The sequence below is a fragment of the Pseudomonas saponiphila genome, assembly GCF_900105185.1.
Lineage (GTDB): Bacteria > Pseudomonadota > Gammaproteobacteria > Pseudomonadales > Pseudomonadaceae > Aquipseudomonas > Aquipseudomonas saponiphila.
The window spans coordinates 351,435-372,822 of record NZ_FNTJ01000002.1 but is presented as its reverse complement, the minus strand read 5'-3'; the positions used below and the strand labels follow the sequence as shown (position 1 = coordinate 372,822).

Below are 21,388 nucleotides of genomic sequence, written 5' to 3'. Positions count from 1 at the left end.
CCAATGCCGTTCACAGCAACGACATCTGTCCGCCCGGCGGACAGAAGGCCGAACAGTCGAGATCGAACACCTCGCGGCGATTGAGCCCCAGACGCTTGAGAGCCTTGGCAAAACGCTGGGCCAGCAACTCGGCGAAAGGTCCCTCGCCGCGCATGCGGCTGCCAAAACGACTGTCATACAGCTCACCGCCGCGGCTCTGACGGATCAGGCTGAGCACGTGGGCGGCGCGCTGCGGGTAATGCGCCGCCAGCCATTCCTCGAACAGCGGCGCCACTTCCAGGGGCAGCCGCAGCATCATGTAGGCCGCGCTTTGCGCCCCGGCGGCATGGGCCTCGGCAAGCAGGCTTTCCAGCTCGCTGTCGTTGATCATCGGGATCATCGGTGAACACAGCACCCCGACCGGAATACCTGCTTCACGCATCACCCGGATCGCCCGCAATCGCGCCTTGGGCGCCGCCGCCCGAGGTTCGAGAATGCGCTTCAACTCATCGTCCAGGGTGGTCAGGCTGATCATCACCGCCACCAGCCGCTGCCGGGCCAGCTCGGCCAACAGGTCCAGGTCCCGCAGGATCAGCGACCCCTTGGTGACGATGGTCACCGGGTGCCGATAGCGCAGCAGCACTTCCAGGGTGCGCCGGGTCAGTTGCTGCTCGCGCTCGATGGGCTGATAGGGATCGGTGTTGGACCCCAGGTTGATCGGCGCGCAGCGATAACCGGGCTTGGACAACTGCTGCTCCAGCAGGGCGGCGGCGTTGCTCTTGGCGATCAGCTTGGTTTCAAAGTCCAGCCCCGGCGACAGGTCCCAGTAAGCGTGGCTGGGTCGCGCATAGCAGTAGATGCAACCATGCTCGCAGCCGCGATAGGGGTTGATCGAACGATCGAAGGGCAGGTCCGGCGAACTGTTGCGGGTGATGATGGATTTCGCCGTCTCAAAACGCACTTCGGTGCCCTGGGTCAGCGGCACCTCCTGGTACCAGCCGTCGTCCTCGGCCACCGAACGCTTGGGCGCGAAACGGTTGTGCGGATTGCTCGCGGTACCACGACCACGGGGAGGCAGGGGAGTGAACATGGGAGCGCTCCATTACTGTATGGGTATACAGTAATGGAGTCGGATTTATCTTGCCAGCACCGCCGGACCGAAACCCCACCGCGCAAGCGAACCTTCCCCGCCCGACGCAGGCCGTACCGCACCTTCGCCGGCAAGCCGGCTCCTACCGATTTGCCGCGTTAGGGTATAAGGCAGGCTCAAAGAACAGGAGCGCAAATATGCCCAGGACGCCCGGCACGCTGGAAAAGATCTTCTACGCGGCAGATGCCTACCTCCCCAGCTACGAACAAGGTGCCGACCTGATCATCGTCAGGGCGCCTGATGGCCAGCTCTGGGGCCTGGCCTGCGAATTCGAGCTGTGCACCCAGGACATCGAAAAGGCCACGGTGAGCAGCCAGCAGCCCTTCGGTGAAGCGGACCCGAAGTTCGCCGAGGTGCGCTGGAGCCCCCACCACGATGGCATCGGCCTGCTCCCCGCCAGCTGGGAAGACCTGATGAACGCCGGGCTGGCGGACTGCATCGCCGGCTATCAGCTGCAAAGCCGCTTGGGCATCCAGCGCTTCAGCCAAGGCTGAACAGCCAACGTCGGACCGACGCCCGCAGCGGGCGCCGGCCTTGACGCTAGTGACGGCTGAACGGCCCCAAATCATCGTTGGATGTGCTCTGCAGGTCGCCATTGCGCAGCGCCGCAACATCTCCGGGCGTAACTGGCGAGGCCTGGTTGCCCCAACTGCTGCGGATGAAGTTGACCACGTCGGCCACCTCCTGGTCCGACAGGCGCCAGGCGAAGGGCGGCATGCTGAAGGTCGACGGCGCACTGTGAGTGGCCGGCAACGTGCCGCCCTTGAGCACGATGTGGATCAGCGAGGTGGCATCCGCCGACTGCAGCACCGGATTGCCCGCCAGCGCCGGGAACACCCGGGTGTAGCCGTGGCCGTCGGTGCGATGGCAGGCCGCGCAGTTGTCGATGTACACCGCCGCGCCGGGCTTGCTGTCGTCACCCTTCCACAGGGCTTGGGCCACCTGCTTGTCGTACTGCTGCGGCGGGTTGTTGGGATCACTGGCCGGCAGCGACTTGAGGTAGCGGGCGATCGCCGTCAGGTCGGCCTCGCTCATGTACTGCATGCTGTGCACCACCACATCGCTCATGCCGCCAAACACCGCGCTGCGATCACTGCGCCCGGTCTTGAGGAACTGCACCAGTTGTTCTTCGCTCCAGCTGCCCAGGCCGTCCTGGTGATCGCCCCGCAGGTTCTTGGCGATCCAGCCTTCCAGCGGCGCGCTGCCGGCAAGGAAAGCACTGCCATCGCTGGCACTCAGGGCCTTTTCCTGCATGGTCAGGGCCCGTGGCGTGTGGCAGGCGCCACAGTGGCCAAGGCCTTCCACCAGGTAGGCGCCACGACTGACGACAGGATCACTGCCAGCGGCGACCGTCGAAGTCTCCACACTGGGGGCGAACATCCAGCGCCAGATCGCCAACGGCCAGCGCATGCTCAGGGGCCAGGGAATGTCGCTGTCCTGGTTGTCCCTGGCCACCGGGGCCACGCCTTGCATGAAGTAGGCGTAGAGCGCCCGCATGTCGGCGTCGCTGACCCGGGCATAGGAGGGGAAGGGCATGGCCGGGTACAGGGTACTGCCGCCCTTGGCTACGCCATGGCGCACGGCCTGGTCGAAGTCCTCGAAGCTGTAGTCGCCGATGCCGGTCTTGTCCGGGGTGATGTTGGTGGAATAGATCACGCCAATGGGGGTTTCCATGGGCAGGCCGCCGGCGAACGGCTTGCCGTCCTTGGCGGTGTGGCAGGCCACGCAGTCACCGGCGCGGGCCAGGTATTCGCCCTGTTGCACCAGGGCCTGCTGATCCACTTCGGCGGCGCTGGCAGAGGCGCTGCCCAGCAGGGCCAGGGTGGCGATAACGAGTGCTTTCATGGTCATCGCTCCTTATGCCTGCACCAGCGGGCCGGGGTTCTTCAGGTACTGCTCGCGGATCGCCCGGGCCGACCAGTAGGTCAGCGCCGCCACCAGGCCGGTGGGGTTGTAGCCCAGGCCCTGAGGGAAGGCCGAAGCCCCGGGCACGAAGACGTTGTGCACGTCCCAGCTCTGCAAGTAGCGGTTCAGGGCGCTGGTCTTGGGGTCGGTGCCCATGATCGCGCCACCGTTCAGGTGGGTGGTCTGGTAGGACGCGGTGTTGAAGTGCTCGCCCACCTGCTTGCCCAGCCGGGCGATGGCCTTGGGGTTCATCGCCTCGGCAATCTTGCCCATCTTCTCGACCATGAAGCGGTTCATCTTGATGTCATTTTCCTGCCAGTCGAAGGTCATCCGCAGCAGGGGCATGCCGTAGGCATCGCGGTACACCGGGTCCAGATCCAGGTAGTTGCCACGGTAGGACTGATGCGCGCCGTGGGCGTCCATCGACACCTGGTGGGTGTAGTAGTCGGCCGTGGCTTTTTTCCAGGCGCTGCCCCAGGCCGGGGTGCCCGGCGGGTTCGAGGTGCCGGCAATCGGCCGGCTGCCGGCCTGGTTGACCCACATCGGCGAGCCGCCGACGAAGCCATGGGGGCCGTGGTCGAAGTTGTCGGCGTTGAAATCGTCCACCGCCACGCCGTTGCCGCCGGCGCCGATGAAGTTGTTGGTGTGCACGTCCTTGTCGAAATAGGCCTTGATGGTGGCCATGTTCTGGTAGGCGAAGTTCCTGCCCACCACCCCTTCGCCGCTGATCGGGTCATAGGGCTTGCCGATGCCCGACAGCAGCATCAGCCGCACGTTGTGCAACTGGAAGGCGCCGAGGATCACCAGGTCCGCCGGCTGTTCGATCTCGCGGCCCTGGCCATCGACATAGGTGACGCCGGTGGCGCGGGTCTTGCTGCTGTCGAGGTTGACCTTGAGCACGTGGGAGTTGGGGCGCAACTCGAAATTCGGCAGCGGCTTGAGGGCCGGCAGAATGTTCACGTTGGGCGAGGCCTTGGAATACATGTAGCAGACGTAGCCGCTGCAGAATCCGCAGAAGTTGCACGGGCCCATCTGCGCACCGTAGGGATTGGTGTAAGGCCCCGAGGTATTGGCCGACGGCAGGTTGTAGGGTTTGTAGCCCACTTCATTGGCGGCTTTCTGAAACAGCTGTGCAGAATAGGTGTTCTTCTGCGACTCCAGCGGGAAGTGGTCCGAACGATCCGGGGCATAGGGGTTGCCGCCCTTGCCTTCGCCCACCCGCTGGCCTTTCACGGTCCAGGCCTGGCCCGAGGTGCCGAAGACCTTTTCGGCGAAGTCGAAGAACGGCTCCAGCTCTTCATAACTGACGCCGAAATCCTGGATGGTCATGTCCTTGGGGATGAAGGCCTTGCCGTAGCGCTCTTCGTAGTGGCTGCGCATGCGCAGCTCGATGGGATCGACCCGAAAGTGCACCCCGGACCAGTGCAGGCCGGCGCCACCCACGCCATTACCCGGCAGGAAGGCACCCAGTTGTCGATTGGGTAGCGCTACCTCGTTGACGCTGTGGCGAATGGTCACCGTCTCTTTGGAAATGTCCTGGAAGAGTTTCTTGCGCACGCTGTAGGTGAGTTCATCGATCACCTGGGGATAGCTGCCGTCGGGGTAGGTGTCCTGCATCGGCCCGCGCTCCAGCGCTAGCACGTTGAGCCCGGCCTCGGTCAGCTCCTTGGCCATGATCGCGCCAGTCCAGCCGAAACCGACGATCACCGCGTCGACCTTCTTCATCACTGTGGCCATGCTCAAGCCCTCTCGCCGCGAATCGATACTGCCGGGAAGGGGTATTGCTCGTTGCGCTCCACCCAGTCCATGAAATCGGCGCGCGCGCCGGGAAAGCCGATCAGGGTCCAACCCACCAGGCCCTTGTTGCCGCCGTGGATCGGATCGCTGAAGAAGCCTTCCTTGGTGTTCTGCAACAGCAGATTGAAGAAAAGCTTGGCCGGGACTGCCTCGAATTGCGGGGTTCCGGCCTCCAGCTGCTTGAGCAAAGCGTCTCGGGTAGCGCTGTCTTGCGCGGCAAAAACTTGACCCTTGAGGTCTTTGCACCATGCATCCACAGCGGCAATGCCCAGGCGATAGATGTCCTTGGGTACCAGCTTGCTCTGCCAGCCCATCTCCGGCGCGGCGTCGGCCTTGAACGGGCCTTGCATGTACCACAGGGCACCGGCGGCGTAGGGCGTGTTCATTTGTCGGTCGATGTACTCCGGCACCCCGGCTTCCAGGGCACCTGGCCCCATTTCGTCCGCCGGGATCAGGCGTTCCACCGCGGCCTTGATGAAGGCCCACTCTTCGGCGCTGAAGTAGCTTGGTTCATAGCTCAGGCTGGCGCTGGGCAGCTTGGCCGACGCCGGCCTGGCTGGGGAGACCTCCTCGGGGGCCGCCGCCAGCATGGAACTGCCCAGGCCGGTACTGGCAACAGTGACCACGGGGATCAAGGTCAGGGATTTACGCAAGAACTCACGCCGCGGGTTGTCTCGATCTTGATCGGACATCGGTGCACCTCATCAGGCATTGATGGATTGGTCAGCCGCGTCATGGCGCGACTTTATGTTTGGGCAACGCAAAAAGCCGGGCCGGGCCCGGTGGATGAACACATCAGCAAACTTTGGTTACAAATGGTAGCAGGCTAAGCATCTGGATGAATCGTTTCAGGCGGAAAAAGATCGCAAGCGGCCGAATGCGGCCCATCAGCTTCACATTTCTTTGACAGCGGGCTCACAGGGCTTTGACCGAACGCAGCGGACACTGCATGACATTCAATGCCCTCAATCAGTGACCCTCACATGTCCAGAACCCGCTTCATTCCTGCACTTTGTCTGTCGCTGCTGGCACTGATCGCCGGACCGCAGGCCCAGGCTGCCGATACTCCCGCCAATCGCCCGGAGCAATGGGCCCAACCGGTGGAGAAGCAATACAACCTGTATCAGATGTCGCCGACCCTGTACCGCAGCGCCCTGCCGGACAAGGGTGCGGTGCCCCTGCTGGAAAAACTCAAGGTCGGGACCGTGATCAACTTCCTTCCGGAGTCCGACTCCAGCTGGCTGTCGAGTCCGGGTATCAACCAGGTGCAGTTGCCCTACCGCACCAACCACGTGGATGACGCCGACGTGCTCAAGGCCCTGCGCGCCATCCAGAGCGCCGAAACCCAGGGCCCGGTGCTGATGCACTGCAAACACGGCTCGGACCGCACCGGCCTGATGTCGGCCATGTATCGGGTGGTGGTCCAGGGTTGGAGCAAAGAGGAAGCACTGAATGAAATGACGCAGGGCGGATTTGGCGACAGTTCCCACTTCAAGGACGGCATTCGCTACATGATGCAGGCTGATGTCGACAAGTTGCGCACCGCGCTGGCCAATGGCGACTGCAGCACCAGCGTGTTCGCCACCTGTTCGGTGAAGAGCTGGTTCGAAACAGTGGGCGCGACCAAGCCGCTGAGCCACTAAGCACCGCACCCTCTGTAGGAGCGAGCTTGCTCGCGAAAGCGCAGGTGGCAAGGTAAGGGTGGCGAATCGCTTCGCCGGCAAGCCGGCTCCCACGGGGGAGCCGGCTTTTTACTGCCTGGTCAGTCGGTTTTTTTCTTCAACTTGGGGTTGGGGAAAAACTGCACCGATTGCACCTTGGTGTCGGCGGCCTTGGGAGCCGCGTGGTTGACCCGGGTTCCCAGTTCCTTGGGCACCGACAGCCCCTGGGCGTTGAGGGTGTCGGCATAGCCACAGGCCACGCATTCGCGATGGGGCACGTCGTCCTCGCTCCACATCATCAGCTTGTCCTGCTCACTGCACGCCGGGCACACCGCCCCGGCGATAAAGCGTTTCTTGGTCTTCACGGGTGCATCACTCATGCTGCCGCGTCCTCGCTGAGGCCGCTATGGCGCAAGAGTGCGTCAATCGACGGCGCCCGTCCGCGGAAATCGACGAACAGCACCATCGGCTCCTGGGAACCGCCACGGGCCAGGATCGCCTCGCGGAACGCACGCCCGGTGTCCGGGTTGAGCACACCGTCTTCCTCGAACCTGGAGAAGGCGTCGGCCGACAGCACTTCGGCCCACTTGTAGCTGTAGTAACCCGCGGCATAACCGCCGGCGAAAATGTGCGCAAAGCTGTTGGGGAAGCGGTTGTAGGCCGGCGGGCGCATCACCGAAACCTCGTCGCGCACGGTTTCCAGCACCTGCAGCACGCTGCGGCCGTCGCCATGGGTGGCATGCAGTTCGAAGTCGAACAGCGAGAATTCCAGCTGGCGCACCATCATCAGCCCGGACTGGAAGTTCTTCGCCGCCAGCATCTTCTGCAGCAGATCCTGGGGCAGCGGCTCGCCGGTTTCGTAGTGGCCGGAGATCAGCGCCAGGCCCTCGGGCTCCCAGCACCAGTTCTCCATGAACTGGCTCGGCAGTTCCACCGCGTCCCAGGCCACGCCATTGATCCCGGAAACCCCGGCATGCTCGACCCGGGTCAGCAGGTGGTGCAGGCCATGGCCGAATTCGTGGAACAGGGTGGTGACTTCGTCGTGGGTCAGCAGCGCAGGCTTGCCGCTGTCGGCCGGAGTGAAGTTGCACACCAGGTTGGCCACCGGACTCTGCAACTCACCGCCAAGGGTGCGGCGACGATCACGGGCGCCGTCCATCCAGGCACCACCACGCTTGTTGGCACGGGCATAGAGGTCGAAGAAGAAGCGACCGACGTGCTGGCCGTTTTCCTTGATCTCGAACAGACGCACGTCCGGGTGCCAGCTGTCGAAGCCTTGCTGCTCGGCGATCTCGATGCCGTACAGGCGCTGGACGATGGCGAACAGGCCGGTGAGCACCTTGTCGATGGGGAAATAGGCGCGCAAGGCTTCCTGGGAAACGCTGTAACGCTGCTCGCGCAGCTTCTCGCCATAGAAACCGCTGTCCCAGCTTTGCAGGTCGGGGCAGCCCTGTTCGGCGGCATAGGCCTTGAGCTGTTCCAGGTCCCGGGCGGCGAACGGTTTGCTGCGCTTGGCCAGGTCCCGCAGGAAACTCAGCACCTGATCGCTGGACTCGGCCATCTTGGTGGCCAGGCTGAGTTCGGAAAAGCTGGCAAAGCCCAGGAGCCTGGCCAGTTCCTGACGCAGGTCGAGGATTTCTTCCATCACCGGGCCGTTATCGTTCTGACCGGCGTTAGGGCCTTGATCCGACGCCCGGGTGCAGTAGGCGGCATAGACCTCTTCACGCAGGGCACGGTCCTGGGCGTAGGTCATTACCGCGTAGTAGCTGGGGAATTCCAGAGTGATCAGCCAGCCTTCCAGGCCCTTGGCCTGGGCCGCGGCGGCCATCTGAGCCTTGGCCGAGTCGGTCAGGCCGGCCAGGGCCGCCTCATCGGTGATGTGCTTGGTCCAGGCCTGGGTGGCGTCCAGCAACTGGTTGGAGAAACGGCTGCCCAGCTCGGACAGCTTCATCTGGATTTCGCCATAGCGCTGCTGCTGGTCCGCCGGCAGGTCGATGCCGGACAAGCGGAAATCCCGCAGGGTGTGTTCGAGAATGGTCTTTTGCGCCACATCGAAACCCGCGGCCTCGGGGCTGTTCGCCAGGGCCTCGTAAGCCTTGAAGAGCTCGCGGTTCTGCCCCTGCTCGGTCCAGTACTCGGACAGCATGGGCAGGCAAGCCTCGTAGGCGCTGCGCAGCTCGGGGCTGTTGCACACGGCGTTCAGGTGGCTCACTGGGCTCCACGCGCGTCCCAGGCGGGCACCCAGTTCGTCCAGTGCCAGTACCAGGCCCTGCCAGGTCGGCGTGCCCTGTTGCTGCTCAAGCAGTTGCGCGATCGCCGCGCGGTTGTCGGCCAGCAGGGTCTCGATGGCAGGCTGGACATGCTCGGGACGGATGGCGGAATAGGGCGGCAGGTCGAAGTCCTGCAGGAGGGGATTGCTGGAGCTCAAGGCATTCACCTGTAGATTGCGTCTGGGTAGAGGTTTAATAGAGCAGCAAGAAACAGCGAGGGGGCGCAAGCCCCCTCCGGAAATTATTTTCGTCTCCTGTTTGCATTCCAGGAGCCGTTCTTGGGTAGACCGCTGATGCCTCTGGCGATCTTCTGAATCTGTCCGCCGCGATGAAGATAGACCGCGACATGGGCGGCGATCGATTCACGGGTTTCAACAGCCGCTTTATTTCCTGCCTTGCTTGCAGAGGATCTGAAACGCAAGGTAGTCATAAACACACTCCTTTTCCAGAGACGGCCAGCCACTATGCCAGATTATTGACATTTTAGCCAAAAAAGCCGTTTTATCCCGGTAATTCCTGAATTTTCGACGCTTTTATCCAACAAATGACCACCCTCTCCAATTACCTTCGGCGCGCAAAGCGGCCACAGGACTGTCCATGAACGCGATAAGAACATACCAGGGCGTAACCCCACGCCTGGGCGAGCGAGCCTTTGTCGACCACTCGGCGGTGGTCATCGGCGACGTGCAAATCGGCGCCGACAGCTCGGTCTGGCCCCTGACGGTGATCCGCGGCGACATGCACCGCATCCGCATCGGCGCGCGCACCAGCGTGCAGGATGCCAGCGTGCTGCACATCACCCACGCCGGCCCGTTCAACCCCGAGGGCTTCCCGCTGCTGATCGGCGACGATGTGACCATCGCCCACAAAGTCATGCTCCACGGCTGCAGCATCGGCAACCGGGTACTGATTGGCATGGGCAGCATCGTCATGGACGGTGCGGTGGTGGAAGACGAAGTGATAGTCGGCGCCGGCAGCCTGGTGCCACCGGGCAAGCGCCTGGAAAGCGGCTTCCTGTATGTCGGCAGCCCGGTGAAGCAGGCGCGCCCGCTGACCGACAAGGAGCGGGCGTTCTTCACCTACAGCGCCGCCAACTACGTGAAACTCAAGGACCTGCACCTGGCCGAAGGCTACGACCGGCCCTGATCAACCCTTGCACTGCCCTGGAATTCCCATGCATTACCAAAACGTACTGTTCGACCTCGATGGCACCCTTACCGACCCTCGCGAGGGCATCACCCGCTCGATCCAGTTCGCCCTGGGCCAGCTGGGTATCGACGAGCCGGACCTGACCAAGCTGGAACACTTCATCGGCCCGCCGCTGCTGCAGGCCTTCATGCAGTTCTACGGCTTCGACGAGGCCCGGGCCTGGGAGGCGCTGAGTTTCTATCGCGAACGTTTCAAGGTCACCGGCCTGTATGAGAACCGGGTTTTCGACGGTGTCATGCCGCTGCTGGAAACCCTCGGCGGACAAGGGCGGCAGCTGTACATCGCGACCTCAAAACCCTGGATCTTCGCCCGGGAAATCGCCCGCCACTTCGACTTCGCCAAGCACTTCAAGGTGATCTACGGCAGCGAACTGGACGGTACCCGCACTGACAAGGTCGAACTGATCGCGCATTTGCTGGAGCAGGAACAACTCGACCCGGCCAACACCCTGATGATCGGCGACCGCAAGCACGACCTGATCGGTGCCCGGCGCAACGGCCTGGACGCGGCAGCGGTGAGCTATGGCTTTGGCAGCCGCGAGGAGTTGAGTGCCGAGGCGCCGGCCTATTACTTTGAGACACTGGCCGAGTTGCATCAGGCGTTTTTGCGGCGCTAGGGCTGAGGCTCGCCGACCGGCGGCTACAGGTCCGGTGCAGGTGCCGGCTGCTCGGCGAAGGCCGTCTGCAGCTTCAGCAAATCGGCCTTGCGCTGTTCGGCCGGCAGGCGCCCCAGCTTCTCCACCGCAAGGAAGAACCTCGGCCAGTCTCTATCGACCTGCTTGAACAGCGCGGCAAACGCCGGCACCCACTGGTCATACAGGCCAAAGGGCAGCAACCGGGCGTTGTTCAGCGGCTGGTCGATCCAGGCGTCATAGCGCTTGGAACCGGCCCACTGACTGTCGCGCATCTGCCGGTAATCCCGGCGCAACCTGTCGAAGGCCTGCGCCTTGCGCTGGCGCATCTGCTCGGCGGGCAAGGGCAGGGCGTACAAGCGCTCCAGGCGCTGGCGCGTGTCCAGCAACAGCTGGATGAACTGATCGCGCTGGCGCACGTCGGCGTTATCCTGGGGCGCCAGCCCACGGTAGGCCCGCCATTGCCGGGTGCCTTCTTGCTCGACGAAGGTGGCGAAGGATTCGTTGAACTGGGTGTCGTCCTTCACATAGAAGCGCTGATGCGCCAGCTCATGGAAGATCAGGGTCGCCAGGCGTTCATCGCCCCAGTGCATCATCGAACTGATGATCGGGTCATCGAACCAGCCCAGGGTCGAATAGGCCTCCACCCCGCCAATCGCCACGTCCATGCCTTGTTGCCGCTGCAGCGCCGCCTCGCCGCGAGCCGCACCCTGGCTGTAATAGCCGCGATAGGCCACGCAACCGGCAATGGGAAAGCAGTGGGTCTGCGGGTTCAGGGAAAACTCCGGCGTGGCGAACACATTCCACACCACATAGGGCCGGCCGATGTCGACGTACAGCCGGTAGCTGCGATTGTCCGGCAGGTGCAGGTGCCGGCTGGCAAAGTCCCGGGCCTGTTGCGACTGCGCCAGATGGGCCCGCAGGGTCGGGTCACGGGTGGGATCTGCCAGCACCTCGGCCACCGGGGTGCGCGCCCGCAACAGCTGCAACTGTCCGCTGGCCAGCTGGCCGTAGTACCCCAGGCTGCTGCAGCCACTGAGCAGGCCAAGCACCAGGATCGGCAGCAGGACACGCGAAAGGGCAGCACGTATCCGATGGCAAGAAGGCGGCCTGTTCAATGTGCGTCATCCGAAAAAATCTGTCGGCAAGACTATCTCGCCAGCCCGACACTGCGCCAGGCACCCGTGACGTCGCGCAACATGCCAGGCAACACGACCAGCGGGCTGCCAAGGTCGTTGATCAGCGTTATGCTCGGATTCCCCACGCTCAATCGGCCACTGTCATGCGCCAGCTACTACTCATCCTCAGTCTCGCCGCCCTCGGCGCCTGTTCCAGCCCCTTGCCCAATGTCGATCCGCAACAGGCCTGGATCGACCTGGCCACGCCAACCCCGGGTGGCAAACTGATCATGGCCGAGCGCCTGGACAACCAGCGCCTCAAAGATGGTCGCTACTTCCAGGTCAGCCCCGGCAGCCACGAATTGATGGTGCGCTTCGACTTCGAAGTGTTCAGCGGCGGCATGGGCATGAACAACGACCCTCAAGAGCGCCTGTGCTACCTGAGCCTGCGCTACGACCACTTCCAGGCCGGCCAGCGCTATCGCCTGGAGGCGCGCAACCTGGCCTTCACCCCCAGCGCCCGGCTGTACGACGCCAAGGGCAAGATCGTCGCCGAGGAACGCACGTTCAACTGCGTGCCCTGATCGGCCTCAGCGATCGTTCTTCTGGTAGATGATCTTCTTGGTGCCGTTCTCACAGCTGCCGACCACCATGTTGTTGTCGTGGACTTCGTCGTTGGTGACGATTTCCAGCGTGTAGGAAGGCACGCCCTGAGCCTGGATCTTGGCTTCGATCTCGGCCTTGAGTTCATCACAAGGCTTGGGGGCGGCGAGGGCCGATGTGGCCAGCGCGCAACTTGCAACCGCCAAGGCAAAACGTTTCATGATCTAAAGCTCCCTTGCTGCGGCGCGCACGAGGGTGCACTGAAGCCGCCGTCGCGTATTCGACCACAGGTGCTTGTGCGTCGCACAGACGCATTCGCCGGCAAGCCGGGTCCTGCCAACTGAAGCAGGACCCGGCTTGCCAGCGCAACCATCAGCCCAGCAGCGTCGCCTTCAGGCTGATCTTGGCGTTGAGCACCTTGGACACCGGACAACCTTCCTTGGCCTTGTTGCTCAACTCGGTGAACTGCTGCTGGCTGGCGCCGGGGATCTTCGCCCTGAGGATCAGGTGCACCGCCGTGATGGCGAAGCCGCCGTCGACCTGATCCAGGGTCACTTCGGCCTGGGTGTCGATGCTGTCCGCCTTGAGCCCGGCCTCGCCGAGAATCATCGAAAAGGCCATGGAGAAGCACCCCGCATGGGCGGCACCGATCAACTCCTCCGGATTGGTGCCCTTGCCCCCCTCGAAACGGGCCTTGAAGCCGTAGGGGGCCTCGCGCAATACCCCGGTTTCGGTCGAGATCGAGCCGATCCCGGTTTTCAGATCACCTTCCCAATGAGCCGAGGCTTTCTTTTTGATACTCATCGCTTTCTCCTCAAGAACCGATGCGAAAGCTCGCACCATGCTGGTTTCTGTTGCCTAAGGGTTCTGAGGATAGATCTGATGGCAAAGTTCAGCCGCTGTGCAGCGGCGTTCTTTACCCGACAAATTCACTCTGGCTATTGAATCTCGGGTATATGCCCACATTGCATAGATCTGACTTACAGACTTCGGCAGGTTTTGGCTCATGACAAAGGCCTGCGCACCCTCAAGGAGAAGCAGGCTTATGAAACCGCTGTCCGCTGTTAAATTCTCGACCCTCGACCTGGTGCCCGTGCGTGAAGACGGCAGCCCGGGGCAGTCCCTGCGCAACTCCCTGGACCTGGCGCAGCACGTTGAAAAGCTTGGCTACACGCGCTTCTGGGTCGCCGAGCACCACAACATGGACGGTATCGCCAGCTCCGCCACCTCGGTACTGATCGGCTACCTGGCGGGTGGCACCTCGACCATTCGCGTCGGCTCCGGCGGGGTGATGCTGCCCAACCATGCGCCGCTGGTGATTGCCGAACAGTTCGGCACCCTGGAAAGCCTGTACCCGGGACGCATCGACCTCGGCCTGGGCCGTGCTCCGGGCTCCGACCAGATGACCGCCCGAGCCCTGCGCCGCGAGCGTTCCGGCAGCGCCGACGACTTCCCTGAAGACGTTGCCGAACTGATGGCCTACCTCGGCCCACGGACCCCGGAACAACGGGTGATCGCAATGCCGGGCACCGGCACCCAGGTGCCGGTGTGGCTGCTCGGTTCCAGCCTGTTCAGCGCGCAACTGGCCGGGGAACGGGGCTTGCCTTACGCCTTCGCCTCGCATTTCGCACCGCGCTACCTGCATGAGGCGATTCGCGTCTATCGCAACCACTTCAAGCCTTCGGCGGTGCTCGACAAGCCCTACGTGATGCTCGGCGTGCCTTTGGTGGCAGCCGATAGCGATGAACAGGCCGACTACCTGGCGACCTCGGTGTATCAGCGGATCCTGGCGCTGATGCGCGGCCAGAGCCTGGTTCAGCGCAAGCCGGTGACCAGCATGGACGGCCTGTGGCTGCCCCATGAGAAGGAAGCGGTGTCGAGTTTCCTCGGCCTGGCGATGATCGGCAGCCCGGCGAAAATCCGCGCCAAGCTCGAAGTCCTGATCGAACAGACCGGCGCCGACGAGCTGATCTTCACCTGCGATCTGTACGAGCACGCCGATCGGCTGCACTCCTACGAACTGCTGTCACAGGTGATGCAAAGCTAAAATGACAGGCATGAAAAAGCCGACGCCCTGGCGTCGGCTTTTGATTTGCGCATCTACAGGGGCTCAACCGCGCTTGTAGACAATCTCCTTGGTACCCGCTTCGCAGGTGCCAACCACTTTGCCATCCGCCGCCGCGCCTTTGTCGACCACTTCCAGCGAATAATGCTTGGCGCCCTTGGCGTCGATCTTCGCGGCGATCTCGCTTTTAAGCTCCTCGCACGGCTTGCCGGCGGCAAGGGCTGTTCCCGCAAGACTCAACAAAGCAGCTGCTAATACTAGTTTTTTCATCGGTCGCATTCCCTGGTCGGATCAAAAGAGGCGGCGTTGACGCCAGCCTGACAGAGGCTCAAGACAGTTGTAGCGCTTTGCCATTTCCTATGGCACTCGGCCAGCGCACAAGTTCCAGAGCCTAGCTCAAGCGTTTAACTATTGGCAATCCGGAAGCCGACCTTGAGCGTGACCTGAAAATGCGCAGCCTTGCCGTCCTTGATATGGCCCCGGGTTTCGGTCACTTCGAACCATTCCAGGTGCTTGATGCTTTTATGCGCCTCGGCTAGCGCGTTGTTGATTGCCTCTTCGATGCTGTTGGGCGAAGAACCCACCAGTTCGACTTTCTTGTAGGTGTGATGATCACTCATGGCGCTCTCCTTTTTTGCTGTGAATTACAGCCTAGCAGTGATTTTTCTTATTACTTGGGGCGCCATTGCTCACGGCTAGTTCAGATTTTCTGCACTTTCCGAATCGGCCGCAGTCGGAACCTACAGAGTCCGTTCACTACCCTGCAGGAGAGCCGACATGGCCAACACCTCGTTACGCAAAGCCTCACTGGAAAGTATGGAAGCCGAGATCGAAAGCCTGCTCAAATCCCTGGAAAGCCTCAAGGACGATGCGACCGACGAATCGCGCAAGACCCTCAAGGCGCTCAAGAGCAACGCCGAGAATGCGCTCAAGCATTCCCGCAGCCTGATCAGCGATGCCTACGAAGAAGTCAAAGTGAAAACCCGGGAAACCGGAATCGCCACCCGCGACTACGCCCAGGAACACCCGTGGGCGACCGCCGGTGTCGCGGTCGGAGCCATCGGCCTGCTGGCCGCCTACCTGTTGTGCAAGCGCGGTAACTAAACCGACTGGCGCAGTTCGTTTTTCAACCACTGCGCCAACTCTCGGGCGCGCCCATCCGCGGCGCGCTTGGGTAACCACAGCGCCAGTTGCCCCGGGGTGTCGGAAAACCCCCACGGGGCAACCAGCCTGCCCGCCAGCAAGTCCTCGGCCACCAGCGGCTCCGGAGCGATGGCCACCCCAAGCCCGGCCACCGCTGCCTCCAGCAAGTAATACAGATGCTCGAAACCCTGCCCGTACTTCAGGGCCTCGGCGCCGATGCCGTTGTGTCGAGCCCAGCTGGGCCAGGCCTGGGGACGCGACGTGGTATGCAGCAACGACTCTGCGCCAAGGGCCGTGGGCGGCGCGGTGCGCAGGCGCGGGTAACCGGCATAACGCGGGCTGAGCACCGGCCCGATGCGCTCACAAGCCAGCTCATAGACCTGCATGTCCGCCGGCCACGGCGGCTCGGCAAACACCAGCAGGGCATCCAGCCCGGGGCGCCGGGGGTCCAGGTCGCCTTCACCGGCGGAGAGGTGCAGACGCAGGTCCGGCAGGTCGGCATTCAGGCGCCCCAGGCGCGGAATCAGCCAGCGCGCCAGCAGGCTGCCGGAGCAACCGAGGACGAACGGCGCGTCGGCGCTGCCTCGGGTCAGCTCGCTGCAGACGTCGCGCAGGCGCTCGAAAGCCTCGCTGCTGACATCGCGCAGGCGGACTCCGGCATCTGTGAGTTTAATGCCACGTCCGTCCTTGACGAACAGGCTCAGGCCCAGGTGTTCCTCCAGGACTTTCAACTGCCGGCTCACCGCGCCATGGGTGACATGCAGCTGTTCGGCAGCCTGGCTGACACTGTTGAGCCGGGCAGTGGCTTCGAAAGCCCGCAGGGCATTCAGGGGGGGCAGGTCGCGGCTCATGGGATAGGTGAGTTTTCCTGACAGGTTGCGGCGATCTTATCGGTTTTCAGCCTTCGGTGTCAGGGGTAGAGTGGGTTCCATTGTCCTTCCACGAATCTGTCTTTCCCCACCCTTGCCCGGGAGCGCTGCAATGACTCAGTCCCAATTGCGTAATGGTCCAGACGACAACGGCCTGTTCGGCGCGTTCGGCGGCCGTTACGTGGCCGAAACCCTGATGCCGCTGATCCTCGACCTGGCCCGCGAGTACGAAAAAGCCAAGGAAGATCCCGAGTTCCTCAAGGAGCTGGCCTACTTCCAGCGCGACTACGTCGGCCGCCCAAGCCCGCTGTACTTCGCTGAACGCCTGACCGAGCACTGCGGTGGCGCCAAGATCTACCTCAAGCGCGAAGAGCTGAACCACACCGGCGCGCACAAGATCAACAACTGCATCGGCCAGATCCTCCTGGCCCGGCGCATGGGCAAGAAACGCATCATCGCCGAAACCGGCGCCGGCATGCACGGCGTGGCCACCGCCACCGTGGCCGCACGTTTTGGCCTGCAATGCGTGATCTACATGGGCACGACCGACATCGAGCGCCAGCAGGCCAACGTGTTCCGCATGAAGCTTTTGGGCGCCGAAGTGATCCCGGTAGTGGCCGGCACCGGTACCCTCAAGGACGCCATGAACGAAGCCCTGCGCGACTGGGTGACCAATGTCGACAGCACCTTCTACCTGATCGGCACCGTGGCCGGCCCGCACCCGTACCCGGCCATGGTCCGCGACTTCCAGGCGGTGATCGGCAAGGAAACCCGCGAGCAGATGCAAGCCCAGGAAGGCCGCCTGCCGGACAGCCTGGTGGCGTGCATCGGCGGCGGCTCCAACGCCATGGGCCTGTTCCACCCGTTCCTTGACGACAAAGGCGTACAGATCATCGGCGTCGAAGCCGCCGGCTACGGCATCGAGACCGGCAAGCACGCCGCCAGCCTCAACGGCGGCGTACCCGGCGTGCTGCACGGCAACCGCACCTTCCTGCTGCAGGACGACGATGGCCAGATCATCGACGCCCACTCGATTTCCGCCGGCCTCGACTACCCCGGCATCGGCCCGGAACACGCCTGGTTGCACGATATCGGCCGCGTCGAATACACCTCGGTGACCGACGACGAAGCCCTGGCCGCGTTCCACCAGTGCTGCCGCCTGGAAGGCATCATCCCGGCCCTGGAAAGCGCCCACGCCCTGGCCGAAGTGTTCAAGCGCGCGCCGACCCTGCCCAAGGATCACCTGATGGTGGTCAACCTCTCGGGTCGTGGCGACAAAGACATGCAAACCGTCATGCACCACATGCAACAGTCCCAGCAGGAGAAATACTGATGAGCCGCCTGCAAACCCGCTTTGCCGAGCTGAAGGAACAGAACCGCGCGGCCCTGGTGACCTTCGTCACCGCCGGCGATCCGAACTACGACACCTCCCTGGAAATCCTCAAGGGCCTGCCCGCGGCCGGCGCCGACGTGATCGAGCTGGGCATGCCCTTCACCGACCCGATGGCCGACGGCCCGGCGATCCAGCTGGCCAACATCCGTGCCCTTGGCGCCAAGCAAAACCTGGCGAAAACCCTGCAGATGGTCCGCGAGTTCCGCGCCGGCAACAGCGACACGCCGCTGGTGCTGATGGGCTACTTCAACCCGATCCACCACTACGGCGTGGCGCGCTTCATTGCCGACGCCAAGGCCGCCGGGGTAGATGGCCTGATCGTGGTGGACATGCCGCCGGAACATAACAGCGAGCTGTGCGACCCGGCCCAGGCCGCCGGCATCGACTTCATCCGCCTGACCACGCCGACCACCGACGACGCGCGCCTGCCGAAGGTGCTCGACGGCAGCTCCGGCTTTGTCTACTACGTCTCGGTAGCCGGAGTGACCGGTGCCGGCGCCGCGACCCTGGAACACGTGGAAGAGGCCGTGGCCCGCTTGCGTCGCCACACCGACCTGCCGATCAGCATCGGTTTCGGCATCCGCACCCCGGAGCAGGCCGCGGCCATCGCCCGTCTGGCAGACGGCGTGGTGGTGGGTTCGGCGCTGATCGATCACATCGCCAATGCCCAATCTTCCGCGCAAGCGGTGGACGGTGTCCTGAGCCTGTGCGCGGCTCTGGCCGAAGGCGTGCGTCAGGCCCGCGTCAGCTGAGGGTAAAGTTCCTGATACAGAGGAATTAGCGCCTCTGGATGCAGACTAAACAGGCAAGACCGAGGGTTTCAGAACCGCTGTTCTGAAACCCTTTTTGCTGTTTGTGCTGCGAGGAATGCCTGATGAAAATGCCCAAACGTCTGATTGCCGGTGCCGTGGTGCTGATGCTCGGCGCCAGCCCGTTGCTGCACGTGATGGCCGACGAACGCGGCGACCATGGCCGCGGGGATGATCGCGGAGGACCACCGCCGGGCCATTGGGACAATCGTGGCAACGAACACCGCGGCCCGGACAACGACCGGCGCGGTGGCCCACCACGGGATTTCGGCCCGGTACGCCAGACCATCCACGACAATCGCGGCTACTTCGTGCGGGGCGCACCTCCACCTCCCGGCATCCGCCTGGTGCGCGGCCAACCCTTGCCCCGCGGTTACTATGGCGAACGCCTGGATGGACGCGCGCTGTCACGCCTGCCGGTGTACCCGGGCTATGAATGGCGACGCATGGGCGGCGACATCTTCCTGATGGCCGTGGGCACCGGCATCGTCTACGAAATTCTCGACGGCGTGCTCTACTGACGCCGCGCGAGGCCTGGGGGCCCCGCCCCCAGCACCGACACCGGGTGGAAAAATGCTTGGGAATGACCTTGACTTAACTTGGTAACCAAGTAGATTTTCCACCCATGAACACTCTCGACGACTCCCCGACACCTGCTCCCGAACACGCCAGCGATGCCGCGCTGCAAGGCCTGTTCGTGGAAATCTTCGACGGCCTGCTGGCCCCGGGTGAGGCGCTGCCCGCCGAACGCCTGCTGGCCGAGCGCTACGGCGTTTCGCGGATCACCGTGCGCCAGGCGGTGCACAAGCTCAAGGACCTGGGCCTGGTGGAGGTCCGCCAGGGCGGTGCGAGCAAGGTGCTCGATCCGGCCAGGGCCGACGCCCGGGTGCTGGAACTGCTGCTGCGCCATGCCGACAAACTGCAATCGGACGCCGCGCGCAACCTGCTGCAGGACCTGGCCGAGTACCAGGAACTCTATGCCACCGGGTTGCTCGAAGCCGCCGCGCGCCACGCCAGCGACCAGCAGCGCCAACGCCTGCTGCAGTTGGTGGAGGCCTATCCCGATGACCTGGATGCACAACAGGCCGAACAATTGAGCCAGCGCTTCTGGCAGGCCGTAACCGCGGCCGGGAAGAATCGCATCCTGCAAATGGAGATGGCCCTCTGGCAACGCTGGAGCGACAAGGCCCAACCGCAGGAAGACGAGCCCCAGACCGTGCGCTGGTTCTACCTGACCCTGGCCAGGCAACTGTCGAGCCGGCAGGACCCCTTGCCCTATTACCTGGCTTCGGTGCGCACTTCCCGAGGCTGAACCCTTCACCCCCGACCGCTGGATGCGGTCTTTTTTTGGCCGTGGCAACTTGGTTACCAAGTGGAGGTAACATGCGCTATCAACTGATGAATCCTGTAGGTTTTCCTCGGCAGCTGCTGGCTGCCCATCACGATCAGCCTGGCGCTGCCGGTGTACCGGGCGGCCCATGGCTGGCGAAAGTCGACGTAGCCGTGGTCGGCGCCGGCCTGTCCGGGCTGGTGGCCGCCCGGGCCCTGCAGGACGCGGGCCTGCGGGTGCTGGTCCTGGAAGCCCGCGACCGGGTTGGCGGCCGCACCTGGAACCAGGCCATTGCCGACAACCTGTGGGTGGATGGCGGCGGCCAGTGGATCGGCGGCAGCCAGCGCCGGGTGCTGGAACTGGCCCGAGAGCTGGATATTCCGCTACTGGAGCAATACGACACTGGCGACCCGCTGCTGCCGGGCGGCGGCCCACGGGACGACGCCGAGGCACGGCGCCAGCGCCAGCAGGTGCAACGGCGCCTGGAGGCCATGGCCGACCGGGTGCCGACCCGCGCGCCCTGGCTGGCCGCCGACGCCGCAGCTCTGGACGCCCTGAGCGTCGCCGCCTGGATGGACCGCGAGGGCTTGAGCGAGGCCGCCCGGGAAGCCGTTGCCAGCACCATAGGCACCACCCTGAGCACCGAGCCGGAGAAGGTATCGCTGCTCTGGCTGCTGTTCTACCTGGCTTCTGCCGGCGGCTTCGAAGCCCTTGATGAACAGGCCCAGCAATATCGTCTGCAAGGTGGGGCACAGGCGCTTTCCCTGCGGCTGGCCGAACAGCTGGACGGCCAACTGCGCCTGAACTGCCCGGTGCAGCGCATCGTCACCCGCGATGACCAGTCGCTGGCCCTGCGCAGCAGCCAGGGCCTGATCCATGCCCGCCGCGCGATAGTGGCGATGATGCCGGCCGATGTTCGCCGGATCGAGTTCTCGCCACCCTTGCCAGCAGGACGCCAGGCCCTGCAGGAAAACTGGAGCGGCTACAGCGGCATGAAAGTGCACCTGCACTATTCACGGCCGTTCTGGCGCGAAGCCGGGCTCAGCGGCGCCAGCAGCAATGACCAGGGCCTGGTCCAGGTCACCTTCGACAGTACGGGCGACCCGTCCCGGGGCGGGGTGTTGCTGGCCTTCGTCGACCCGCAGGTTCTGCGCGACCAGCCGCAGCAGCGCCGTGCCCGGGTGCTGGAGGAACTGGCGGCGCTGTTCGGCGAAGCGGCGCGCCACCCGCTCGGCTATGTCGAGCAGGACTGGTCGCGGGAAGCCTGGAGCGCCGGCTGCGTCAGCGCACTCAAGCCCGGGGTGCTCAGCCGGCATGGCCAGCACCTGCGGCCGGCGCTGGGCACCCTGCACTGGGCCGGTTGCGAAACCGCCGAGCGCTGGTGCGGTTACCTTGAAGGCGCGGTGCGCGCCGGCGAACGCGCCGCCGAAGAGGTGCTGCAGGCCCTGTGCTGAGG

25 protein-coding genes are annotated in these 21,388 nt (G+C 63.9%); 12 read left to right on the top strand and 13 right to left on the bottom strand.

The genetic code is table 11. The features are described 5' to 3' along the window. Positions 1-10 precede the first annotated feature (10 nt). On the bottom strand, positions 11-1,069 hold the full coding sequence (locus BLV47_RS23640; protein WP_092318184.1) for a PA0069 family radical SAM protein: 1,059 nt from the start codon (positions 1,067-1,069) through the stop codon (positions 11-13). Positions 1,070-1,266: 197 nt separating this feature from the next. Here BLV47_RS23640 and BLV47_RS23635 point away from each other — a divergent pair, with 197 nt between their 5' ends. After that, positions 1,267-1,623, top strand: coding sequence for a hypothetical protein (locus BLV47_RS23635; protein WP_092318180.1), 357 nt, complete (start codon positions 1,267-1,269; stop codon positions 1,621-1,623). 46 nt (positions 1,624-1,669) lie between these two features. Here BLV47_RS23635 and BLV47_RS23630 read toward each other — a convergent pair whose 3' ends face one another. From BLV47_RS23630 to BLV47_RS23620, 3 genes are read right to left on the bottom strand one after another with little or no spacing between them, the layout of a single operon-like run. Further along, positions 1,670-2,974 (bottom strand): c-type cytochrome, encoded by a 1,305-nt coding sequence (locus BLV47_RS23630; protein ID WP_092318177.1) that lies wholly within the window; start codon positions 2,972-2,974, stop codon positions 1,670-1,672. A gap of 12 nt (positions 2,975-2,986) precedes the next feature. Continuing rightward, the gene (locus tag BLV47_RS23625) at positions 2,987-4,771 is read right to left on the bottom strand and encodes a GMC family oxidoreductase (RefSeq protein ID WP_092318174.1); all 1,785 of its coding nucleotides are present in this window, start codon (positions 4,769-4,771) and stop codon (positions 2,987-2,989) included. A gap of 2 nt (positions 4,772-4,773) precedes the next feature. Next, positions 4,774-5,523: a gluconate 2-dehydrogenase subunit 3 family protein gene (locus BLV47_RS23620; protein ID WP_092318171.1), complete on the bottom strand. Its 750-nt coding sequence runs from the start codon at positions 5,521-5,523 to the stop codon at positions 4,774-4,776. Positions 5,524-5,814: 291 nt separating this feature from the next. On the opposite strand from BLV47_RS23620, the gene BLV47_RS23615 reads away from it, so the two are divergent. Next, entirely contained in the window at positions 5,815-6,474 is a 660-nt protein-coding gene (locus BLV47_RS23615) for a phosphatase domain-containing protein (RefSeq protein WP_092318168.1), read from the top strand. Positions 6,475-6,593: 119 nt separating this feature from the next. Here BLV47_RS23615 and BLV47_RS23610 read toward each other — a convergent pair whose 3' ends face one another. The 3 genes from BLV47_RS23610 to BLV47_RS23600 form a co-directional block, all read right to left on the bottom strand. Next, positions 6,594-6,872, bottom strand: a complete 279-nt coding sequence (locus BLV47_RS23610; RefSeq protein ID WP_060836855.1) for a YheV family putative zinc ribbon protein — start codon at positions 6,870-6,872, stop codon at positions 6,594-6,596. Next, positions 6,869-8,920, bottom strand: coding sequence for an oligopeptidase A (prlC, locus tag BLV47_RS23605; protein WP_092318165.1), 2,052 nt, complete (start codon positions 8,918-8,920; stop codon positions 6,869-6,871). The genes BLV47_RS23610 and prlC overlap by 4 nt, the downstream gene beginning before the upstream one ends. An 83-nt stretch (positions 8,921-9,003) precedes the next feature. Beyond that, on the bottom strand, positions 9,004-9,192 hold the full coding sequence (locus BLV47_RS23600; RefSeq protein WP_092318162.1) for a hypothetical protein: 189 nt from the start codon (positions 9,190-9,192) through the stop codon (positions 9,004-9,006). A gap of 167 nt (positions 9,193-9,359) precedes the next feature. Here BLV47_RS23600 and BLV47_RS23595 point away from each other — a divergent pair, with 167 nt between their 5' ends. Both BLV47_RS23595 and BLV47_RS23590 read left to right on the top strand, forming a co-directional pair. After that, complete coding sequence (locus tag BLV47_RS23595) at positions 9,360-9,908, top strand: gamma carbonic anhydrase family protein (protein WP_092318159.1); 549 nt, start codon at positions 9,360-9,362, stop codon at positions 9,906-9,908. Between the two features lie 28 nt (positions 9,909-9,936). Then, positions 9,937-10,587, top strand: coding sequence for an HAD family hydrolase (locus BLV47_RS23590; protein ID WP_092318156.1), 651 nt, complete (start codon positions 9,937-9,939; stop codon positions 10,585-10,587). Between the two features lie 23 nt (positions 10,588-10,610). On the opposite strand, the gene BLV47_RS23585 is transcribed toward BLV47_RS23590, so the two are convergent. Further along, positions 10,611-11,720, bottom strand: a complete 1,110-nt coding sequence (locus BLV47_RS23585) for an aminopeptidase (protein WP_092318153.1) — start codon at positions 11,718-11,720, stop codon at positions 10,611-10,613. A gap of 164 nt (positions 11,721-11,884) precedes the next feature. On the opposite strand from BLV47_RS23585, the gene BLV47_RS23580 reads away from it, so the two are divergent. Next, positions 11,885-12,304, top strand: coding sequence for a PA0061/PA0062 family lipoprotein (locus tag BLV47_RS23580; protein ID WP_092318150.1), 420 nt, complete (start codon positions 11,885-11,887; stop codon positions 12,302-12,304). 6 nt (positions 12,305-12,310) lie between these two features. On the opposite strand, the gene BLV47_RS23575 is transcribed toward BLV47_RS23580, so the two are convergent. Continuing rightward, positions 12,311-12,544: a DUF1161 domain-containing protein gene (locus BLV47_RS23575; protein WP_060836850.1), complete on the bottom strand. Its 234-nt coding sequence runs from the start codon at positions 12,542-12,544 to the stop codon at positions 12,311-12,313. A gap of 151 nt (positions 12,545-12,695) precedes the next feature. Then, a complete protein-coding gene (locus BLV47_RS23570) occupies positions 12,696-13,127 on the bottom strand; it encodes an OsmC family protein (RefSeq protein ID WP_092318147.1) in 432 nt (143 codons plus the stop codon). Positions 13,128-13,368: 241 nt separating this feature from the next. On the opposite strand from BLV47_RS23570, the gene BLV47_RS23565 reads away from it, so the two are divergent. Further along, positions 13,369-14,370 (top strand): LLM class flavin-dependent oxidoreductase, encoded by a 1,002-nt coding sequence (locus BLV47_RS23565; RefSeq protein WP_092318144.1) that lies wholly within the window; start codon positions 13,369-13,371, stop codon positions 14,368-14,370. A 63-nt stretch (positions 14,371-14,433) separates the two neighbouring features. On the opposite strand, the gene BLV47_RS23560 is transcribed toward BLV47_RS23565, so the two are convergent. Together BLV47_RS23560 and BLV47_RS23555 are read right to left on the bottom strand one after the other, a co-directional pair. Next, a complete protein-coding gene (locus BLV47_RS23560) occupies positions 14,434-14,658 on the bottom strand; it encodes a DUF1161 domain-containing protein (RefSeq protein ID WP_047306749.1) in 225 nt (74 codons plus the stop codon). A 134-nt stretch (positions 14,659-14,792) separates the two neighbouring features. Beyond that, positions 14,793-15,008 carry a dodecin gene (locus BLV47_RS23555; RefSeq protein ID WP_092318141.1) on the bottom strand — a complete coding sequence of 72 codons (216 nt, stop codon included), beginning with the start codon at positions 15,006-15,008 and terminating at the stop codon, positions 14,793-14,795. Between the two features lie 157 nt (positions 15,009-15,165). Here BLV47_RS23555 and BLV47_RS23550 point away from each other — a divergent pair, with 157 nt between their 5' ends. Further along, positions 15,166-15,492 carry an ElaB/YgaM/YqjD family protein gene (locus tag BLV47_RS23550; protein ID WP_016965135.1) on the top strand — a complete coding sequence of 109 codons (327 nt, stop codon included), beginning with the start codon at positions 15,166-15,168 and terminating at the stop codon, positions 15,490-15,492. Here the strand turns inward: BLV47_RS23550 and BLV47_RS23545 are convergent. Next, positions 15,489-16,382, bottom strand: a complete 894-nt coding sequence (locus BLV47_RS23545) for a LysR family transcriptional regulator (protein ID WP_092318138.1) — start codon at positions 16,380-16,382, stop codon at positions 15,489-15,491. The two genes, BLV47_RS23550 and BLV47_RS23545, sit on opposite strands and share 4 nt — an antisense overlap. A 130-nt stretch (positions 16,383-16,512) precedes the next feature. Here BLV47_RS23545 and trpB point away from each other — a divergent pair, with 130 nt between their 5' ends. From trpB to BLV47_RS23520, 5 genes are all read left to right on the top strand, one after another. Beyond that, complete coding sequence (gene trpB / locus BLV47_RS23540; RefSeq protein ID WP_092318135.1) at positions 16,513-17,733, top strand: tryptophan synthase subunit beta; 1,221 nt, start codon at positions 16,513-16,515, stop codon at positions 17,731-17,733. Beyond that, entirely contained in the window at positions 17,733-18,545 is an 813-nt protein-coding gene (trpA, locus tag BLV47_RS23535; protein ID WP_092318132.1) for a tryptophan synthase subunit alpha, read from the top strand. Before trpB ends, trpA begins: the two co-directional genes overlap by 1 nt. Before the next feature lie 122 nt (positions 18,546-18,667). Beyond that, on the top strand, positions 18,668-19,123 hold the full coding sequence (locus tag BLV47_RS23530) for an anti-virulence regulator CigR family protein (RefSeq protein ID WP_092318129.1): 456 nt from the start codon (positions 18,668-18,670) through the stop codon (positions 19,121-19,123). Positions 19,124-19,227: 104 nt separating this feature from the next. Next, complete coding sequence (locus BLV47_RS23525; RefSeq protein ID WP_092318126.1) at positions 19,228-19,914, top strand: FadR/GntR family transcriptional regulator; 687 nt, start codon at positions 19,228-19,230, stop codon at positions 19,912-19,914. 71 nt (positions 19,915-19,985) lie between these two features. Beyond that, entirely contained in the window at positions 19,986-21,386 is a 1,401-nt protein-coding gene (locus tag BLV47_RS23520) for a flavin monoamine oxidase family protein (protein WP_092318123.1), read from the top strand. Positions 21,387-21,388: the final 2 nt, after the last annotated feature.

Bases quoted from the DNA above. Each gene is read 5' to 3' on its own strand.
- BLV47_RS23640 (WP_092318184.1), bottom strand. From the start codon at position 1,069: ATGTTCACTCCCCTGCCTCCCCGTGGTCGTGGTACCGCGAGCAATCCG.
- BLV47_RS23635 (WP_092318180.1), top strand. From the start codon at position 1,267: ATGCCCAGGACGCCCGGCACGCTGGAAAAGATCTTCTACGCGGCAGAT.
- BLV47_RS23630 (WP_092318177.1), bottom strand. From the start codon at position 2,974: ATGAAAGCACTCGTTATCGCCACCCTGGCCCTGCTGGGCAGCGCCTCT.
- BLV47_RS23625 (WP_092318174.1), bottom strand. From the start codon at position 4,771: ATGGCCACAGTGATGAAGAAGGTCGACGCGGTGATCGTCGGTTTCGGC.
- BLV47_RS23620 (WP_092318171.1), bottom strand. From the start codon at position 5,523: ATGTCCGATCAAGATCGAGACAACCCGCGGCGTGAGTTCTTGCGTAAA.
- BLV47_RS23615 (WP_092318168.1), top strand. From the start codon at position 5,815: ATGTCCAGAACCCGCTTCATTCCTGCACTTTGTCTGTCGCTGCTGGCA.
- BLV47_RS23610 (WP_060836855.1), bottom strand. From the start codon at position 6,872: ATGAGTGATGCACCCGTGAAGACCAAGAAACGCTTTATCGCCGGGGCG.
- BLV47_RS23600 (WP_092318162.1), bottom strand. From the start codon at position 9,192: ATGACTACCTTGCGTTTCAGATCCTCTGCAAGCAAGGCAGGAAATAAA.
- BLV47_RS23595 (WP_092318159.1), top strand. From the start codon at position 9,360: ATGAACGCGATAAGAACATACCAGGGCGTAACCCCACGCCTGGGCGAG.
- BLV47_RS23590 (WP_092318156.1), top strand. From the start codon at position 9,937: ATGCATTACCAAAACGTACTGTTCGACCTCGATGGCACCCTTACCGAC.
- BLV47_RS23580 (WP_092318150.1), top strand. From the start codon at position 11,885: ATGCGCCAGCTACTACTCATCCTCAGTCTCGCCGCCCTCGGCGCCTGT.
- BLV47_RS23575 (WP_060836850.1), bottom strand. From the start codon at position 12,544: ATGAAACGTTTTGCCTTGGCGGTTGCAAGTTGCGCGCTGGCCACATCG.
- BLV47_RS23570 (WP_092318147.1), bottom strand. From the start codon at position 13,127: ATGAGTATCAAAAAGAAAGCCTCGGCTCATTGGGAAGGTGATCTGAAA.
- BLV47_RS23565 (WP_092318144.1), top strand. From the start codon at position 13,369: ATGAAACCGCTGTCCGCTGTTAAATTCTCGACCCTCGACCTGGTGCCC.
- BLV47_RS23560 (WP_047306749.1), bottom strand. From the start codon at position 14,658: ATGAAAAAACTAGTATTAGCAGCTGCTTTGTTGAGTCTTGCGGGAACA.
- BLV47_RS23555 (WP_092318141.1), bottom strand. From the start codon at position 15,008: ATGAGTGATCATCACACCTACAAGAAAGTCGAACTGGTGGGTTCTTCG.
- BLV47_RS23550 (WP_016965135.1), top strand. From the start codon at position 15,166: ATGGCCAACACCTCGTTACGCAAAGCCTCACTGGAAAGTATGGAAGCC.
- BLV47_RS23545 (WP_092318138.1), bottom strand. From the start codon at position 16,382: ATGAGCCGCGACCTGCCCCCCCTGAATGCCCTGCGGGCTTTCGAAGCC.
- trpB (WP_092318135.1), top strand. From the start codon at position 16,513: ATGACTCAGTCCCAATTGCGTAATGGTCCAGACGACAACGGCCTGTTC.
- trpA (WP_092318132.1), top strand. From the start codon at position 17,733: ATGAGCCGCCTGCAAACCCGCTTTGCCGAGCTGAAGGAACAGAACCGC.
- BLV47_RS23530 (WP_092318129.1), top strand. From the start codon at position 18,668: ATGAAAATGCCCAAACGTCTGATTGCCGGTGCCGTGGTGCTGATGCTC.
- BLV47_RS23525 (WP_092318126.1), top strand. From the start codon at position 19,228: ATGAACACTCTCGACGACTCCCCGACACCTGCTCCCGAACACGCCAGC.
- BLV47_RS23520 (WP_092318123.1), top strand. From the start codon at position 19,986: ATGCGCTATCAACTGATGAATCCTGTAGGTTTTCCTCGGCAGCTGCTG.